Here is a 15,853-nt window from a genome sequence, read left to right as displayed (position 1 = left end):
GAGGGGCAGGCACCGGCCCCCGCCGGTCAGCCCGGCGCCACGAACCCCGACTCGTACGCCGCGATCACCGCCTGCGTGCGGTCCCTGGCTCCCAGCTTCGCCAGTACGGCGCTCACATGCGACTTCACCGTCTCGGTGCCCACGACCAGCCGGGCGGCGATCTCCGCGTTGGACAGGCCGCGTGCCATCAGCCGCAGCACCTCGCCCTCCCGCTCGGTCAGCTGGGCCCGCTCCATCGCCGCCCGCGCGGCCCGGTTCCCGCCGTCGTCGCCGTACTCGGCGGCCAGTTGCCGTACCGAGGCCGGGAACAGCAGCGACTCGCCCTCGGCGATCAGCCGCACCGCGTGCACGATCTCGGCCGGCCGGGCCCGCTTCAGCAGGAACCCGTCGGCGCCCGCACGCAGCGCCTCGTACACGTACTCGTCGTTCTCGAACGTCGTCACCACGAGGATCCGCGGCGGCTCGTCGACCGTCCGCAGCAGCGCCCGGGTGGCCTCGATACCGTCCAGCAGCGGCATCCGCACGTCCATGGCGACCACGTCGGGCCGCAGCCGCCGCACGAGCGGGATCACCGACGCCCCGTCCGCGGCCTCCCCGACCACCTCGATGTCGGGCTGGGCCTCCAGCACGGCCCGCAGACCCGCGCGCACCAGGGGTTCGTCGTCGACGAGGAGAACGGTGACCGGCATCGGACCAGCGTAGATCAACTCAACGGCAGCTCGACATGGACCTGCCAGTCACCTTCGTCGGGGCCGGTCCGCGCCAGTCCACCGAGAAGGGCGGCGCGCTCGCGTATCCCGCGCAGGCCGCTGCCGCGCCCGGGGCCGGGCACCGGCTCCGTGAGCGGGTTGCGTATCGCGAGGACGAGGGTGTCCGCCGCGACGTGCACCCGGACCCGTACGGGCACGGCTCCGGCGTGCCGCAGCACATTGGTCAGCGCCTCCTGGAGGATCCGGTAGCCCTCCCGGGACACCGGCCCGGGCACCGTGTCCACGGGACCGGTCACCTCGGCGTCGACCTTCGCCCCGGAGGCGCGCGCGGACTCCAGCAGCCGGTCGGCGTCCGCGAGGGTCGGCCTGCCGCTCACGGGCTTCTCCGACTCGCGCAGGACACCGAGCACCCGCTCCAGGTCCTCCAGAGCGGCCCGGCCTGTCTCCTCGATGGCGCCCAGCGCCCGGTCGGTGAAGGCCGGGTCGCCCGCCGCCCGCGCGGCCCCCGCCTGTACGACGGCGACCGTGAGCGCGTGGCCGATGGAGTCGTGCAACTCGCGGGCGATGCGCGTGCGTTCCAGGAGCTGTTCGGTGCGCTCCTCCATGGCCGCGAGCCGCTCCGCGGGTGACGGGCCGAGGAGCTTCACGGCCAGCGCGGTGATGAGGCGGCCGGACCAGACCACGATCACGGGCAACAGCAGCAGCGGCACGGGCGCGAGCAGGGCGTGCCACCAGTGGTGCTCCTCGACGCTTACGTAGCCGTCGGCGGCCGGCTCCTGACCCAACCCCGTCGTCAGCAAGTCGACGGCGAGCAGAGGCAACTGGACGGAGAGGTGGGCCACGATCCAGCCGAGCGCCAGCCGCGCCTCCAGCCACACCACCGTCCGGCCGCGATCGGCCCAGGTGGCCGACGGGGTGGTCACGATCTGCGCATTCTCGCTGTCATGCCGCCGGCCGGTCAGCAACAGCCGGGCCTGGAACCCCTCCACCAGTCGTGTGGCGGGCACGAGGCCTGCGAGCCCAAGCAGCACGGCGGCCGTGGCCTGGGTCCACCACGCCTCCTGGACGAACAACCACAGGGACGGCCACACGATGGCCACCAGCAGGTGCAGCCACCGCGTGTACGTCACCGCCCGCGTCAACGGGCGCAGCATGCGGACCATTGCGCCATCGTGCCAGCCGCCACTGACAGCGAGCCTCCCCCGCGCGGGGGAGACGATCTCCACCGCCGGGGGAGGCCCGCACCCCGGCCGACCGGCCACGCTGCTGCCATGACCAGCATCGAAGTCCAGGACCTCACCAAGGAGTACGGCGGCAAACGGGCCGTGGACGGCCTCACCTTCCGGGTCCTGCCCGGCCGCGTCACCGGCTTCCTCGGACCCAACGGCGCCGGGAAGTCCACCACCATGCGGCTGGTGCTCGGCCTCGACCGGCCGACCGCCGGTACCGCCACCCTCGGCGGCCGCGCCTACCCGACGCTGCGCGAACCCCTGCGTCAGGTGGGAGCCCTGCTCGACGCGCAGGCCGCGCACGGCTCCCGCACCGCCCGCGACCACCTCCGCGTCCTGGCGACCAGCAACCGCATCCCGGACCGGCGGGTCGACGAGGTCCTGGAGGAAACCGGCTTGGCGTCGGTGGCCCGGCGCCGGGTGCGGACGTACTCCCTCGGCATGCGCCAGCGCCTGGGCGTCGCCGCCGCCCTGCTGGGCGATCCCGAGGTGGTCATGCTGGACGAGCCGTCCAACGGTCTCGATCCCGAAGGCATCGTGTGGATCCGGCAGTTGCTGCGCCGGCTCGCGGGGGAGGGCCGCACGGTCCTGGTCTCCAGTCATCTGATGAACGAGACCGCGTCCTTCGCGGACCACCTCGTCGTCCTCGGCCGGGGCCGGCTGCTGGCCGACACCCCGATGCGGGACTTCATCGACGCGCGCGTGCAGCCCAGCGTGCGCATCCGCACGTCCGACCCCGCCGCCCTCCGGAGCGCTCTGGCCCGGCACGGCCAGGACGCCGTGGAGCACCCGGACGGTCACTGGACCGTGCACCACGCACGCGTGGACGACATCGGCCGCCTCGCCTCAGCCGCGGGCGTCCCGGTGCTCGAACTCGCGGCACAGGAGGGCACCTTGGAGCAGGCGTACTTCGACCTCACGTCGGCCGAGACCGAGTTCACCGCACAGCAGCCGCAGGAGGCCTGACCATGGAACTCACCCCCGTCCTCCGCTCCGAGTGGCTGAAGATCCGTACGCTCCGCTCGCTCCCGGGAGCGCTCCTGGCCCTGTTCGCCGCGACCACGGTGTTCTCCGCGATAGCGGGTGTCTCCGAGACCCCGGACCCCGGCTTCGACCCCCTGTTCACGTCCCTGTCGGGTGTAGTGCCGGGACAGATCGCGGCCGTCTCCTTCGGGGCCATGGCCGTGTCGTCGGAGTTCCAGTCGGGTGCGCTCCGGCTCTCCCTGGCCGCGGTTCCGCGGCGCGGCCGGTGGTTCGCCGCCAAGGCGGCCGTCATCGCCGTACCGGCCCTGCTGGTGGGACTGGTGACCGCCCTCGCCGCCCTCCTCGTGGCCCGGGCGGGGCTCGGCCCGGCAGCCGACGGGCTCGGCACCGGCGAGCAGGTGCGCGGCGTCGTGGGCTGCGGCGTCTACCTCATGCTGATGGCCCTGTTCGCCGCCGGACTCGCCGCCCTGCTGCGCAGCGGCGTGGCGACGCTGTCCCTGCTGATCCCGTTCATCCTCGTCGTGTCGTTCGTGATCGGCGACGCGACGGGCACCGTCGCCGACTTCTTGCCCGACAAGGCGGGACAGCTGGTCCTGAGGGAGACGTACGACGGCACCCTCGGGCCGTGGTCGGGGCTCGCGGTGACCGCGCTCTGGGCGGCGGCCGCCCTGCTGGCGGGGGCGTGGAGCCTGCGCCGCCGGGACGCCTGACGGGAGAGCTGACCGGGGAAGGGCCGGGACAGGGTTGACGCCCCGCCAAGTGTCAGTGGCGGCGGGTTTACTGGATCCATGAACATCGCACAGCACATCGCCCTCATCGACGAGCTGTGCTACCGCCCCTTTCCGGCGGAGCACGGCCCGTCGGACGTCGGCGCTTCCGGACCCGGTCATCACACCGCGGTGTTAGAGGCCGCGGGCGACGACGACCCGGCGCTCCGCGCGGTGACGATCGACCAGTACGAGAAGGACCGGGACGCCGTCTACGAACTTCTCGCCTCACGCTGGGGCGACACGCCCCCCTACAACCTGCGGACCGTCCTGCTGCGCACCGAGCGGGAGGAGATACCCCGGCCGTGGGCCGAGTTGAGCGAGCGCGCGAGCGTCGCGTACCTGTGGGAGGTGGAGGGCACCGGCCGCTGGGTCGCCGTGGCGGTCACCGACCGCGACACATCGCAGGTGGTCCAACTGCTGGCCCTGGTCACGGAGACGGACCCGCCGTAGAAGATCAGCTCCCGGCGGCTTCCCGCAGCCGCGCGAACTCCTCGGCCATCGTCTCGGCCGTCCAGTGGGCGTTCAGCCCGCTCGGATTGGGCAGCACCCACACGCGCGTGTCCCCGATCATCCGCGACTGCGGCCCGACCCGGGCCTTCCGGTCGTCGAACGCGGCGCGGTAGGCGGTCACTCCGACCACGGCCAGCCAGCGCGGCCGCAGCCGCCCCACCTTCACCGCGAGCAGTCGCCCGCCCTCCCGGTACTCCTCGGCGCTCAGCTCGTCGGCCCGAGCGGTCGGCCGCGCCACGACATTGGTGATGCCGAGCCCGTACGACAGCAGTTCCTGCTGCTCGGACGGCTTCAGCAGCCGCGGCGTGAACCCGGAGAGGTGCAACACCGGCCAGAAGCGGTTGCCGGGACGGGCGAAGTGATGGCCCGTCGCGGCCGTCATCAGACCGGGATTTATGCCGCAGAACAGCACCCGCAGACCGTCCGCGACCACGTCCGGCACGACACGGTCGCGGGCGGCCTCAAGCTCCTCGGGTGTGAAACGGGGCATCGTGCGCGGCGCGTCAGAGGATCGCGCCGGGCGTGTAGCCCGCAGCCTGGGGGTGCTGCTTCACGATCTCCTCGACCCGGGCGACGACGGCGGCGACCTGGTCGCCCGCGGCACCCGTGAAGGACAGCTTGTCGGCCATCAGCGCGTCCAGCTCGGCACGGTCGAGGGGAATGCGCGCGTCGGCGGCCAGCTTGTCGAGCAGCTCGTTGCGCTCGGCGCCCTGCTCGCGCATCGCGAGCGCGGAGGCCACGGCGTTCTCCTTGATCGCCTCGTGCGCGAGCTCGCGGCCCACACCCGCGCGCACGGCACCCATCAGCACCTTGGTGGTCGCCAGGAACGGCAGGTAGCGGTCCAGCTCCCGCGTCACGACCGCCGGGAACGCGCCGAACTCGTCGAGCACCGTCAGGAACGTCTCCAGCAGACCGTCCAGCGCGAAGAACGCGTCCGGCAGCGCGACCCGGCGCACCACCGAGCAGGACACGTCGCCCTCGTTCCACTGGTCGCCCGCCAGCTCGCCGGTCATCGAGGCGTAGCCGCGCAGGATGACCATGAGGCCGTTGACGCGCTCGCAGGAGCGGGTGTTCATCTTGTGCGGCATCGCCGAGGAGCCGACCTGACCCGGCTTGAAGCCCTCGGTGACCAGCTCGTGCCCGGCCATCAGCCGGACCGTCTTCGCCAGCGACGACGGCGCGGCCGCCACCTGCACCAGCGCCGTCACGACCTCGTAGTCGAGCGAGCGCGGGTAGACCTGGCCGACCGACGTGAACGCCTCCGAGAAGCCCAGGTGCGTGGCGATCCGCTGCTCCAGCTCCGCGAGCTTCGCGGCGTCACCGCCCAGCAGGTCCAGCATGTCCTGCGCGGTGCCGACCGGGCCCTTGATGCCGCGCAGCGGGTAGCGGCCCAGCAGCTCCTCGATCCGGCCGTAGGCGACGAGCAGCTCGTCGGTGGCGGTCGCGAAGCGCTTGCCGAGGGTGGTGGCCTGCGCGGCGACGTTGTGCGAACGGCCGGCCATGACCAGCTCGCCGTACTCGCCGGCCAGCTTGCCCAGGCGGTTCAGGACCGCCACCGTGCGGTCGCGCATCAGCTCCAGCGAGAGGCGGATCTGGAGCTGCTCGACGTTCTCGGTGAGGTCGCGGGAGGTCATGCCCTTGTGCACGTGCTCGTGCCCGGCGAGGGCGTTGAACTCCTCGATCCGCGCCTTCACGTCGTGCCGCGTGACCTTCTCGCGCTCGGCGATGGAGGCCAGGTCGACGGTGTCGAGCACACGCTCGTAGTCGGCGAGCGCCGCGTCCGGCACCTCGATCCCGAGGTCCTTCTGGGCCCGCAGCACGGCGAGCCAGAGCTGCCGCTCCAGCCTCACCTTCTGCTCGGGCGACCAGAGCGTGGCGAGCTCGGCGGAGGCGTAGCGTCCGGCGAGGACGTTCGGGATGCGGGGCTTGGCGGGAGCGGAAGTCACGTGGACGGATTCTACTGGCGATTCGTGCAGGCCAGCGTCGCGGGTACCTTCGTGGGAACCTACGAGAGGTGCTCGACCGGGGCCTCGGGCACGTCCGCGTGGCACGGTTGAGGCGCGCACCAGCAGGGCGGTGCCGTGCGGCACAGCTTGTTCATCGAGGTCAGCCGGTTTCAACCCAGGACATCGTTTCAGCTGGTGCACCGGCGGCGGCCGATGAGTGCTGTAGCCAGGGCGGTGGCGGTCGGCTCAGAAGGCCGGTGCGGACCGCTCCGTGAGCCGGTTCTGGTGCCGTGCGCCGAGCACGGCGTCCCGCAGTCGTTCCTGAGCGATCGCCAGGCACGCGTAGACCGCTCCTTGTGCCGTCGACAGACCGATCTGATGCGGACCCGTCCTGATCTCCGGCACCGCCGGAAGGCTCTGGTCGAGCCGCTCGCGCACCTGGGGAAGGACGACGTCGACGAGCGGGCGCAGCCGGCCCACGAAGTAGACCGACTCCGGGTCCAGCGTCACCGCGACGACACTGACAGCGGTCACGATCGCGGTCGTGACCGCCTCCAGCACTTCGGCGTGTGGCGCCTCGGCGTGTGGTTGCAGCCAGAGATCCTCGATGCGCTCCAGATCGAGCCCCCGCTTGCGAGCGAACCGGAGGAGACCTCGGGTGCTCAGCAAGTCGTCGAGGTTCTCGTCGTCGACTCCGGAGGAGAGCACACCGATGTCGCCGAAGGCGGGTGTACTTCCCCGGGCGAGCTCGTGATCCGTGCAGCTGGCGAAGTTGAGTATGGTGCTGACGCTGAAGAGCGCGGCGTTCCTGATGGTGGCGTCGTCGGTGAGGATCCCGAGCAGGGACGCGTTGGCATCGCTGTCGAGGAGCACAGGGGCGTCGACCAGAGCTTCGACAGCTCGCTGGAGGCCTGTGCCCGCGAAGATCTTCATCGACTCCGCGGGGCCGAAGATCTCCGTGCCGCCCCGGACCCGGCCGGGCACTGCGGCGACGATCTGACGAAGAGGACCCTGCGCGGATCGGGCGGCCTGCCCGATCAGGTCGACCAGCCAGCGCGCGGCGTCCTGGACCTCATGGTGATCGGCGGTGGGGACCGTCACGTGCTGGATCTCGCGACCTCTCAGGTCGGTCACCAGCACACCGGTGGTCCGGGCGCCGAAGCTGACACCGGCGACGTGGCCGGTCGTGCCGGGCAGGTCCAGATAGGTGGACCGGCGGCCGCGGCCGGTGATCTCGTCGACCCCGCCGTCGACGACGAAGCCGTCGGCACGCAGCTCCTCCACCGCTCTGGACACCGTGGCCTTGCTCAGGCCCGTCAGCTCGATGAGCTGGTTCCGCGTCAAGGGCGCGTGGGAGAGGACCACGTCGAGGACCGATGCCTTGTTGTAGTCGCGTGAGGTCGGGTTGGTCACGTGATGACCATAGCGAGCCCCGTGCGCCATCAGGCAGTGACCGGTTTGGGCGGTGAGCCCGGTGAAAAAGTTTCTAGTTTCAGATTGGAACTGGAACGAATGATGGTATGTTTCCGGCCAGCGCAGCCATCAACCCCGGAACAAGATTGAAGGTGTGCCTGCGATGACTTCGACGCTGAGTCGGGCAATCGCCCACTACCCCAACCGGTTCGACCCCGGGGTACTGAGCGAGCTGCCCGAGCACCTCCGAAGGACCATCCAGCGCCGAGACGAGGTGCTGGGTCCTGGCTACACACTGATCTACAGGGAGCCGGTCGAGTTTGTCGCCGGTCACGGCGCCCACCTGACCGACCGCGACGGCAACGACTACCTCGACGCCTACAACAACGTCCCCTGCGTCGGTCACGCCCACCCCCACGTGGCCGAGGCCGTCGCCCGCCAGGTGGCGGTGGTCAACACCAACACGCGCTATGTCCAGGAAGCCCTGGTCGAGTACGCGGAGCGGCTTCTTTCGACCTTCCCCGAGGAACTGTCCAAGCTGAGCATCGCGTGCAGCGGGTCGGAGGCGAACGACCTGGCGGTGCGGGTGGCGCGGTTCCACACGGGCGGCGAGGGCATCATCGTCACCCGCTGGGCCTACCACGGCATCACCCGGGAGGTGGCGAGCTTCTCACCGACCCTGGGCGCGGGCTCGCCGCTGGGCCCGAACGTCCGGCTCATCGACGCTCCTGACCCACGCCTCGTCGCGCCCGGATCCACGCTCGCCGAGCACATGCGGCAGCAGGTGCGCGGCGCGATCGACGACCTCGAGCGCCACGGCTACCGACTCGCGGCCCTGATCACCGACTGTGCCCACTCCAGCGACGGCATCTTCACCGACCCCCCCGGCTACATGCGGGCGGTGGTGGAGGAAGTGCACACGGCCGGCGGTGTCTACATCGCGGACGAGGTCCAGTCGGGATTCGCCCGGCTCGGGGAGTCGATGTGGGGCTTCAGCCGCCACGGTGTGGTGCCGGACATCGTGACCATGGGCAAGCCGATGGGCAACGGCCTGCCGATCTCGGGTGTGGTCTTCCGCCCCGAGGTCTGCGAGGAGTTCGGACGCAACGTCCGTTACTTCAACACCTTCGGCGGCAGCTCCATCCCTGTGGCCGCCGGTGCGGCGGTGCTGGACGTCTTCGAGAAGGAGAACGTGCAGCAGCGCGTCCTGGAGAACGGCAACGTCCTGCGCGCGGGTCTGCGCGAGATCACCAAGAATTCCCCCTACGTCGCCGAAGTCCGCGGAGCCGGTCTCTACGTCGGCGTGGAGATCGTCAAGGACCGGGAAACCCTCGAGCCCGACCGCGCACTGACCGAGGACGTCATCAATGACATGCGCGATCGCCGCATCCTGATCAGCGGCACGGGCACGTCGGCGAACACGCTGAAGATCCGCCCTCCGCTGGCCTTCGACTCCGCCGACGTGACGCGATTCCTGGACACCTTCGCCGAGGTCGCGAAAAACCGTCTGTGACAGGCCGGCCGAAGGGACTGACCGTGAACGCCTCAGCAGCTACGAACTATGCTCAGCGGCTCCTCGCGGAGAGCGGCCTGACGTCCTCCCACGAGCCCATCGGCGAGATGCTGGTGAGCATATTCCTCGAGGAGCACTACCGCCTCAACGGGCGCTTGGAGGGACTGGCGACCGAGAAGGACGACACGTTCAGACTCAGCACCGACTCGGGCAACTACCTCGTGAAGGTCTCACCCCCTGACGAGTCGGAGGCGGTTGTCGCCCTCCAGACCGCCGCGATGCGCTTCCTCGAAACCACCGCTCCGCACCTGCCCGTCCAGCGGGTGAGGCTGACCGCAGGCGGAGACGACCATGTCACGATCAGGTCGAACGACGGCAGGACTCGGTTCCTGCGGGTGTTCGACTTCGTCGAAGGCCAGGTCCTGGCCGATGCCAACCCGGACGCGGAGCGGCTCGCCAGGGCCGGCGAGATGCTGGGGCTGATCGACGTGGCGCTCAGACCGTTCACGCACCCGGCGGACCGGCGAGGTCTTGCATGGGACATCCGGCATTTCCACCAGCTGACCGGACTGGTCGAGCACACGCCGAGCCCCGAGCACCGCCGATTGGCCCGATCGGTCTTCCGGCTCTTCGGCGACAACGTCGTCCCGAGGCTGAGTGATCTCGAAACGCAAGTGATCCACGGTGATTTCAGCCCTTACAACATCGTGGTGGATCCAAAGAGCGATCACTTCGTCACCGGTGTCATCGACTTCGGCGACACGGTGCGCAGTGCGGTGATCTTCGACCCCGCCGTTCCCATGGCGAACCTGCTCGGCAGGACGCCGGATCATCCCTGGCGGGACGCCTGCGCCTTCGCTGCCGGCTACCAGCGGGAGCGGCCGATCCAGGCCCCGGAACTTCCGCTGCTCCCGGTTGCCGCGTTGGCGCGACTCACACTGCGTGCGCTGATCACGAACTGGCGCGCGGAGCGCGCACCCGAACGGCGCGAGTACCTCCTCGGTCACGCCAAGGACGACTGGATCAATGTCGAGCGTTCCTTGGCCGTGAGCCTGGACGACGTAGTCGCGCACCTCAAGGAAGCCCGGCACGGGCATTCCTGAAGAGCTAGTCCCGAACATGTGCGGTTTTCCTCAGCAGAGACAGGAGCATTCTCATGGCCGTTCCCTCGTTGCAGTTCCGGCCGAAATACGTCTCGTTCGACTGCTACGGCACGTTGATCGAGTACCCGATCACCCCCATCACGCGTGAACTCGTCGGCGACCAGATCCCCGCGGAGCAGTGGGACCAGTTCGTGCGGGAGTTCCGCGGTTACCGCTACGACCAGGTCCGCGGCGAGTACTACCCCTACGAGCAGGTGCTGCAGGACTCCTTCGAGCGGGTCTGCCGCAAGTGGGGTGTGAAGGCGGCGCCCGACGCGGGCAAGCGGTTCGCCGACGGCGTGCGCAGCTGGGGGCCCCACCCGGACGTGGTGGAGCCGCTGAAGAAGATGGGCGAGCACTACAAGCTGGTGATCCTGTCCAACGCCGACGACTCCTTCCTCGCGGAGAGCGTGCCGAAGCTCGGGGCGGACTTCCACGCGGTGTTCACCGCCGAACAGGCCGGCTACTACAAGCCCCGGTACGCGGCGTTCGAGTACATGCTCGACCAGCTCGACGCATCCCCCGAGGACTTCCTGCACGTCGCCTCGCACACCCGTTACGACCACCAGTCGATGCACGACATGGGCTTCCGCAACCTGATCCTGCTGGACCGCGGCTACGACCCGGTGACCCACGGCTACGACTACGTGACGGTGAAGTCCCTGGACGATCTCAACACCATGCTCGGCATCTGACGAAGGTGCGGGCGTATCACCTAGGCCGGCGCGGCACACACGACGCACGGCTCCGAGAGTTCCGCCACCCTGTGGGTGTGCGGGGCCATCGCGGGCGGGCCGTCCGGCCAGAGGTCGTCCCAGGTCCAGTAGCAGCCGATCTCACGGCAGTGCTCGGCGCACACCGGATCACCCCAGTGGGGAACTGACAACGGCGTAATACCGTCGCCCGAGGAGCGGCCCGTCAGGCGGCGGCCGATCCAGGGCAGCAGGTGCCGGCGGGCGAACCGCAGGTCCGCCGCGCGGCGCATGGCCCAGCCGGGCGGCAGCGTCGTCGGCATCGGGGTGCGCCACTCGGTGTCCTCGGGCTCGTGGCCGAGCGCCTGCCACACCGCCTCCGCGACCCGCCGGTGACCCTCGGGCGTCAGGTGCAGCCGGTCCACGTCCCACATCCGCGGGTCGGCGAGCGAGGGGGCGCCGTACAGGTCGACGACGATCGCGCCGTGCCGTGCGGCGAGGTCGTCGACGCAGGTGAACAGCTCCTCCATGCGCGGCCGGAACCGTTCCAGGACGGGTCCCCGGCGGCCCGGGCTGCGCATCAGCACGAGCTGCTTGCACGACGGGGCCAGCCGCTCCACGGCCTCCTCCAGGAGTCCGCGCACCCGGCCCATGTCGCACTTCGGCCGCAGCGTGTCGTTGAGCCCGCCGACCAGGGTGACGACGTCGGCCTGCATGGCCGCCGCCACGTCCACCTGTTCGTCGACGATCTGCCGGATCAGCTTGCCGCGCACCGCGAGGTTGGCGTAGCGGAAGCCGGGCGTGCGGGCCGCCATCCGCGCGGCGAGGAGATCGGCCCAGCCCCGGTAGGTGCCGTCGGGCAACAGGTCGGACATGCCCTCGGTGAAGGAGTCGCCGACCGCGACGAGGCTGCTGTAGGTGGGGTTCGTGTGCATGGCGCGGAAATAGTATCCCGTGCACATACCCAGCAGTCGGTCACCCCGTCCTCGGGCCTCGGGGAGCCGGACCCTCACGTCCGCTGGCCGAACAGCTCCCGCAGTACGTCCTCCATGGTCACGAGACCGGCCAGCCTGCCGTCCGCCCCGAGGACGGCCGCGAGGTGCGTACGGCTGCCCCGCATCGCCGTGAGGACGTCGTCGAGCGGCGTGTGCTCCCGCACGCGCGCGATGGGCCGCATGTCCCGGAGCCGGAACGGCACATCCCGCCCGGCGGCCTCAAGGGCGTCCTTCACATGCAGATAGCCGACGATCCGCCGCCCCTCGTCCACCACCGGGAAGCGGGAGAACCCGGACTCCGCCGACAGCCGCTCCAGCCCGTCCGGAGTGACGCCCACGCGCGCGACCACCACGCGTTCCAGCGGCAGCACCACGTCACGCACCGGCCGGCGGCCCAGTTCCAGCGCGTCGTGCAGCCGCTCCTGGGCGCGGTCGTCGATGAGGCCGGCCTCGCTGGAGTCCTTCACGATCTGCGCTATCTCGGCGTCCGAGTAGGACGCGGCGACCTCTTCCCGCGCCTCCACGCGCAGCAGCTTCAGCAGGGTGTTGGCGAACGCGTTCACCGTGAAGATCACCGGACGCAGCGCCCGGGACAGCGTCACCAGGGGCGGGCCGAGTGCCAGCGCGCTGCGCACCGGCTCGGCGAGCGCGATGTTCTTCGGCACCATCTCGCCGAGCAGCATGTGCAGATACGTGGCCAGGGCCAGCGCGATCACGAAGGACACCGCGTGCCCCGCCCCCTCGGGCACGCCCATCGCGTGGAACACCGGCTCCAGCAGGTGCGCGATCGCCGGCTCGGCCACCACGCCCAGCACCAGCGTGCACAGCGTGATGCCGAGCTGCGCGGCCGCCATCAGCGCGGACACGTGCTCCAGGCCCCACAGCACGCTCTTGGCGCGCCGGTCACCCCGGTCGGCGTAGGGCTCGATCTGGCTGCGGCGCACCGAGATCAACGCGAACTCGGCGCCGACGAAGAAGGCGTTGACGACGAGCGTCGCCAGACCGATCAGCAGCTGGACGGCGGTCACAGCTCCACTCCCTTCTCGTCGGGCTTCTCGTCGTCGAGGGGCGCTTGCAGCCGGACGCGCGCGGCCCGGCGGCCCGTGGCGTCCAGGACCTCCATCCGCCAGCCGGCGACCTCGAGGGTGTCACCCACGGCCGGTATCCGGCCGAGCACCGTCGCCACCAGCCCGGCGAGCGTCTCGTACGGCCCCTCCGGTGCGCGCAGCCCCACGTTCTCGAGCTGGTCCACGCGCGCGGAGCCGTCGGCCGAGTACAGGGCGTGCCCGTCCTCGTCCGCACCGGCCGGCGCGAGGTCGGGCAGCTCGTGCGGGTCGTGCTCGTCGCGCACCTCGCCGACGACCTCCTCGACGATGTCCTCCAGGGTGGCCACGCCCGCCGTGCCGCCGTACTCGTCGATCACCACGGCCATCGTGCGCTTGCCGGAGAGCCGGTCCAGGAGCCGGTCGACGGTGAGCGTCTCCGGCACCAGCAGCGGCTCGCGCATCAGCTCGGAGACGAAGATGCGGGTCCGGCGCTCCGCCGGTACCGCCAGCACGTCCTTGACGTGCGCCGTCCCGACGACCGAGTCGAGGGTGCCGCGGTAGACGGGGAACCGGGACAGGCCCGTCGCCCGGGTCGCGTTCGCCACGTCCTCCAGGGTCGCCTGCACCTCCAGGGCGACGACCTGCACCCGGGGCGTCATCACGTTCTCCGCGGTCAGGTCGGCGAGGTTCAGCGTCCGTACGAACAGCTCGGCGGTGTCGGCCGCCAGCACGCCTTCCCTGGCCGAGTGCCGGGCGAGCGCCGCCAGCTCCTGCGGCCCGCGCGCCGACGCCAGCTCCTCGGCGGGCTCCACACCGATCCGGCGCACGACACGGTTCGCCGTGTTGTTGAGGTGCCTGATGAAGGGCCGGAACGCGGCGCTGAACCAGCGCTGGGCGTTGCCCACGGTCTTGGCGACCGCCAGCGGCGACGAGATCGCCCAGTTCTTGGGCACCAGCTCGCCGACGACCATCAGGAACACCGTGGACAGAGCGGTACCCAGCACCAGCGCCAGGCTGTGCGACGCCGACCGTGACACGCCGATGTCCTCCAGCGGCCCGGCGATCAGCGCGGCGATCGACGGCTCGGCGAGCATGCCGACGACCAGGTTCGTGACCGTGATGCCGAGCTGTGCGCCGGAGAGCTGGAACGTCAGGTTCCGCACGGCCTTGAGTGCGCCCTGCGCGCCCCGCTCGCCGCGTGCCACCGCCTGCTCCAGCTCGGCGCGCTCGACCGTGGTGAGGGAGAACTCGGCCGCCACGAAGGCGCCGCAGGCGATCGAGAGCAGGATCGCCGCCAGGAGGAGGAGCACTTCAGTCATCGGTTCACCCCCGTTCCATGGTTCTCCAGGACGGGGCGGAACGCGCGGTGTCGCGTACTGGGAGGCTCGCCCATGGGCGGACGCTCACAACCTTTCATGCAGACCGAGTGGCCACCCAAGAGTAAAGGATGGGCAAAACCGTCCCCTGTGTCTCAGCCAGGCACGCCTAGTCCGTGAGGGGCTTCACCCAGCGCCGCCACTGATCCTCGGGCCCGTACCCGGCCGCGCCCCACGCCCGGTGCGCGGTCTCGTTGCGCGTGAGCACCATCGCGTCCGCACGCCGCCCGCCGAGCCGTACGAACCGCTCCTCGGCCGCGGCGAGCAGCGCGGAGGCGATGCCCTGGCGGCGGTGGTCCGGATGCACGGCCAGCCGGTAGAGGTGGCAGCGCCAGCCGTCGAACCCCGCGATCACCGTGCCTGCCAGCTCGCCGCCCCGCTCCGCCAGGATCAGGGCCTCGGGGTCGCGCGCGACCAGCCGCTCCACCCCCGTGCGGTCGTCACTGATGCTCGTGCCCTCGGCGGCCACCTTCCAGAAGGCCAGCACGGTGTCGAGGTCCTCGGGCGTCGCGGCCCGGATGCGCAGCTCGGTCATGCCGTGATCGCATCACGCACGGCGGCCCCCGGGCGCACCATTTCAGAATCCGGACGTCAGTCCCCGCGACGCACCCGCTCCATGACCGGCGCGAACGCCTCCATGTAGGGCTCCAGGACGGTCAGATACGTGAAGCCGTAGCGCTCGCGCCGGGCCAGGACCTGTTCCGTGAGCTCGTCCAGGGTGCCGACCAGGGAGACAGGCAGCTCCAGGACCTGGTCCACCGTCAGGTCCGGGAACGCTTCGAGGAAGGGCTGGGCGGCGGCCTCACGGTCCTCGGTGCCTATCACCATCTGGAGGAGCAGGTTCAGCTCGGGCGGCTCCTCGCGGTGGTCCTCCGTGAACTTCAGGTACCGCGCCACGCGTTCGTCGAGCTCGTCCGCGGTGATGGGCGTCAACTGCCCGGTGGTGCTGCCCGGCACCGTACGTGCCCCGGTGAACGCCGCGATGTCGGCGTGCTCGGCGCTCAGCCGCAGCATCCGGTCGCCGTTCCCGCCGATCAGCAGCGGCACCCGGGGCCGCTGCGCCGCCTGCGGCTGGTGCTCGTCCGAGCCCAGCAGCCGCTTCAACTCCTCGACGGTACGCCGCAGATGGTCGACCCGCTCACCGGGCGAGCCGAACGGCAGCCCGGCCGTCTCGTGCTCAGCCCGCACGTAGCCGGTGCCGAGGCCGAGCTCCAGCCGGCCGCCCGTCAGCGCGTCCGTCGTGGCCACCTCGCGGGCCAGCAGCGTCGGGTTCCAGAAGCCCGCGTTGAGCGTGAACGTGCCGAGCCTCGGCCGCTCGGTGGCCTCGGCCGCCGCCACCAGCGCCGGGAAGGGCGCCGGCATGCCCAGATGGTCGGGGACGAGGATCACGTCGTACCCGAGGTCCTCGGCCCGGCGGCACTTGGCGCGCCACTCCCCGGCGGACGCGGGTTCGAGCAGGTTGACCCCGAAGCGGAACGGACGCGACATGAACTCTCCTCACACCGGAGCGACTTGAGTACCCACCGC

Annotated in this window: 16 protein-coding genes; 6 read left to right on the top strand and 10 right to left on the bottom strand. The window is 70.8% G+C overall.

Going from position 1 to position 15,853, the window contains the following annotated elements; translation table 11 throughout:
- Window positions 1–26 precede the first annotated feature (26 nt).
- Both ABFX81_RS22830 and ABFX81_RS22825 read right to left on the bottom strand, forming a co-directional pair.
- Window positions 27–689: a response regulator transcription factor gene (locus ABFX81_RS22830; RefSeq protein WP_086848043.1), complete on the bottom strand. Its 663-nt coding sequence runs from the start codon at window positions 687–689 to the stop codon at window positions 27–29.
- A gap of 14 nt (window positions 690–703) precedes the next feature.
- On the bottom strand, window positions 704–1,873 hold the full coding sequence (locus ABFX81_RS22825) for a histidine kinase (RefSeq protein WP_086848046.1): 1,170 nt from the start codon (window positions 1,871–1,873) through the stop codon (window positions 704–706).
- Between the two features lie 108 nt (window positions 1,874–1,981).
- Between ABFX81_RS22825 and ABFX81_RS22820 the strand changes: the two genes are divergently transcribed.
- The 3 genes from ABFX81_RS22820 to ABFX81_RS22810 all read left to right on the top strand — a co-directional run bounded on the left by ABFX81_RS22820 (window position 1,982) and on the right by ABFX81_RS22810 (window position 4,143).
- Window positions 1,982–2,905 carry an ATP-binding cassette domain-containing protein gene (locus ABFX81_RS22820; RefSeq protein WP_086848047.1) on the top strand — a complete coding sequence of 308 codons (924 nt, stop codon included), beginning with the start codon at window positions 1,982–1,984 and terminating at the stop codon, window positions 2,903–2,905.
- Between the two features lie 2 nt (window positions 2,906–2,907).
- Window positions 2,908–3,633 carry an ABC transporter permease gene (locus tag ABFX81_RS22815; RefSeq protein WP_086848049.1) on the top strand — a complete coding sequence of 242 codons (726 nt, stop codon included), beginning with the start codon at window positions 2,908–2,910 and terminating at the stop codon, window positions 3,631–3,633.
- A gap of 78 nt (window positions 3,634–3,711) precedes the next feature.
- Entirely contained in the window at window positions 3,712–4,143 is a 432-nt protein-coding gene (locus tag ABFX81_RS22810; RefSeq protein ID WP_086848051.1) for a hypothetical protein, read from the top strand.
- A gap of 4 nt (window positions 4,144–4,147) precedes the next feature.
- On the opposite strand, the gene mug is transcribed toward ABFX81_RS22810, so the two are convergent.
- The 3 genes from mug to ABFX81_RS22795 form a co-directional block, all read right to left on the bottom strand.
- Window positions 4,148–4,693, bottom strand: coding sequence for a G/U mismatch-specific DNA glycosylase (gene mug / locus ABFX81_RS22805; protein ID WP_086848052.1), 546 nt, complete (start codon window positions 4,691–4,693; stop codon window positions 4,148–4,150).
- Window positions 4,694–4,706: 13 nt separating this feature from the next.
- Window positions 4,707–6,149 (bottom strand): adenylosuccinate lyase, encoded by a 1,443-nt coding sequence (purB, locus tag ABFX81_RS22800; RefSeq protein WP_086848054.1) that lies wholly within the window; start codon window positions 6,147–6,149, stop codon window positions 4,707–4,709.
- Window positions 6,150–6,395: 246 nt separating this feature from the next.
- Window positions 6,396–7,562 (bottom strand): ROK family protein, encoded by a 1,167-nt coding sequence (locus tag ABFX81_RS22795; RefSeq protein ID WP_086848055.1) that lies wholly within the window; start codon window positions 7,560–7,562, stop codon window positions 6,396–6,398.
- Between the two features lie 163 nt (window positions 7,563–7,725).
- Between ABFX81_RS22795 and ABFX81_RS22790 the strand changes: the two genes are divergently transcribed.
- From ABFX81_RS22790 to ABFX81_RS22780, 3 genes are read left to right on the top strand one after another with little or no spacing between them, the layout of a single operon-like run.
- Complete coding sequence (locus ABFX81_RS22790) at window positions 7,726–9,075, top strand: aminotransferase class III-fold pyridoxal phosphate-dependent enzyme (RefSeq protein WP_086848056.1); 1,350 nt, start codon at window positions 7,726–7,728, stop codon at window positions 9,073–9,075.
- A gap of 23 nt (window positions 9,076–9,098) precedes the next feature.
- On the top strand, window positions 9,099–10,178 hold the full coding sequence (locus ABFX81_RS22785; RefSeq protein ID WP_346138563.1) for a phosphotransferase: 1,080 nt from the start codon (window positions 9,099–9,101) through the stop codon (window positions 10,176–10,178).
- A 53-nt stretch (window positions 10,179–10,231) separates the two neighbouring features.
- A complete protein-coding gene (locus tag ABFX81_RS22780; RefSeq protein WP_086848058.1) occupies window positions 10,232–10,912 on the top strand; it encodes a haloacid dehalogenase type II in 681 nt (226 codons plus the stop codon).
- A 20-nt stretch (window positions 10,913–10,932) separates the two neighbouring features.
- Here ABFX81_RS22780 and ABFX81_RS22775 read toward each other — a convergent pair whose 3' ends face one another.
- The 5 genes from ABFX81_RS22775 to ABFX81_RS22755 form a co-directional block, all read right to left on the bottom strand.
- Entirely contained in the window at window positions 10,933–11,844 is a 912-nt protein-coding gene (locus ABFX81_RS22775) for an SGNH/GDSL hydrolase family protein (RefSeq protein WP_346138562.1), read from the bottom strand.
- Window positions 11,845–11,918: 74 nt separating this feature from the next.
- A complete protein-coding gene (locus ABFX81_RS22770; RefSeq protein WP_086848059.1) occupies window positions 11,919–12,932 on the bottom strand; it encodes a CNNM domain-containing protein in 1,014 nt (337 codons plus the stop codon).
- Window positions 12,929–14,269 (bottom strand): CNNM domain-containing protein, encoded by a 1,341-nt coding sequence (locus tag ABFX81_RS22765; protein ID WP_086848060.1) that lies wholly within the window; start codon window positions 14,267–14,269, stop codon window positions 12,929–12,931. Before ABFX81_RS22765 ends, ABFX81_RS22770 begins: the two co-directional genes overlap by 4 nt.
- 166 nt (window positions 14,270–14,435) lie before the next feature.
- A complete protein-coding gene (locus tag ABFX81_RS22760) occupies window positions 14,436–14,861 on the bottom strand; it encodes a GNAT family N-acetyltransferase (RefSeq protein ID WP_086848061.1) in 426 nt (141 codons plus the stop codon).
- A 56-nt stretch (window positions 14,862–14,917) separates the two neighbouring features.
- Entirely contained in the window at window positions 14,918–15,814 is an 897-nt protein-coding gene (locus tag ABFX81_RS22755; protein WP_086848062.1) for a TIGR03621 family F420-dependent LLM class oxidoreductase, read from the bottom strand.
- Window positions 15,815–15,853: the final 39 nt, after the last annotated feature.

The sequence above is a fragment of the Streptomyces coeruleofuscus genome (assembly GCF_039532725.1).
Classification (GTDB): Bacteria; Actinomycetota; Actinomycetes; order Streptomycetales; family Streptomycetaceae; genus Streptomyces; species Streptomyces coeruleofuscus.
This window is presented reverse-complemented; position numbering and strand designations above follow the sequence as displayed.

Bases quoted from the DNA above. Each gene is read 5' to 3' on its own strand.
- ABFX81_RS22815 (WP_086848049.1), top strand. From the start codon at position 2,908: ATGGAACTCACCCCCGTCCTCCGCTCCGAGTGGCTGAAGATCCGTACG.
- ABFX81_RS22790 (WP_086848056.1), top strand. From the start codon at position 7,726: ATGACTTCGACGCTGAGTCGGGCAATCGCCCACTACCCCAACCGGTTC.
- ABFX81_RS22810 (WP_086848051.1), top strand. From the start codon at position 3,712: ATGAACATCGCACAGCACATCGCCCTCATCGACGAGCTGTGCTACCGC.
- ABFX81_RS22765 (WP_086848060.1), bottom strand. From the start codon at position 14,269: ATGACTGAAGTGCTCCTCCTCCTGGCGGCGATCCTGCTCTCGATCGCC.
- mug (WP_086848052.1), bottom strand. From the start codon at position 4,693: ATGCCCCGTTTCACACCCGAGGAGCTTGAGGCCGCCCGCGACCGTGTC.
- ABFX81_RS22775 (WP_346138562.1), bottom strand. From the start codon at position 11,844: ATGCACACGAACCCCACCTACAGCAGCCTCGTCGCGGTCGGCGACTCC.
- ABFX81_RS22755 (WP_086848062.1), bottom strand. From the start codon at position 15,814: ATGTCGCGTCCGTTCCGCTTCGGGGTCAACCTGCTCGAACCCGCGTCC.
- ABFX81_RS22780 (WP_086848058.1), top strand. From the start codon at position 10,232: ATGGCCGTTCCCTCGTTGCAGTTCCGGCCGAAATACGTCTCGTTCGAC.
- ABFX81_RS22825 (WP_086848046.1), bottom strand. From the start codon at position 1,873: ATGGTCCGCATGCTGCGCCCGTTGACGCGGGCGGTGACGTACACGCGG.
- ABFX81_RS22760 (WP_086848061.1), bottom strand. From the start codon at position 14,861: ATGACCGAGCTGCGCATCCGGGCCGCGACGCCCGAGGACCTCGACACC.
- ABFX81_RS22830 (WP_086848043.1), bottom strand. From the start codon at position 689: ATGCCGGTCACCGTTCTCCTCGTCGACGACGAACCCCTGGTGCGCGCG.
- ABFX81_RS22820 (WP_086848047.1), top strand. From the start codon at position 1,982: ATGACCAGCATCGAAGTCCAGGACCTCACCAAGGAGTACGGCGGCAAA.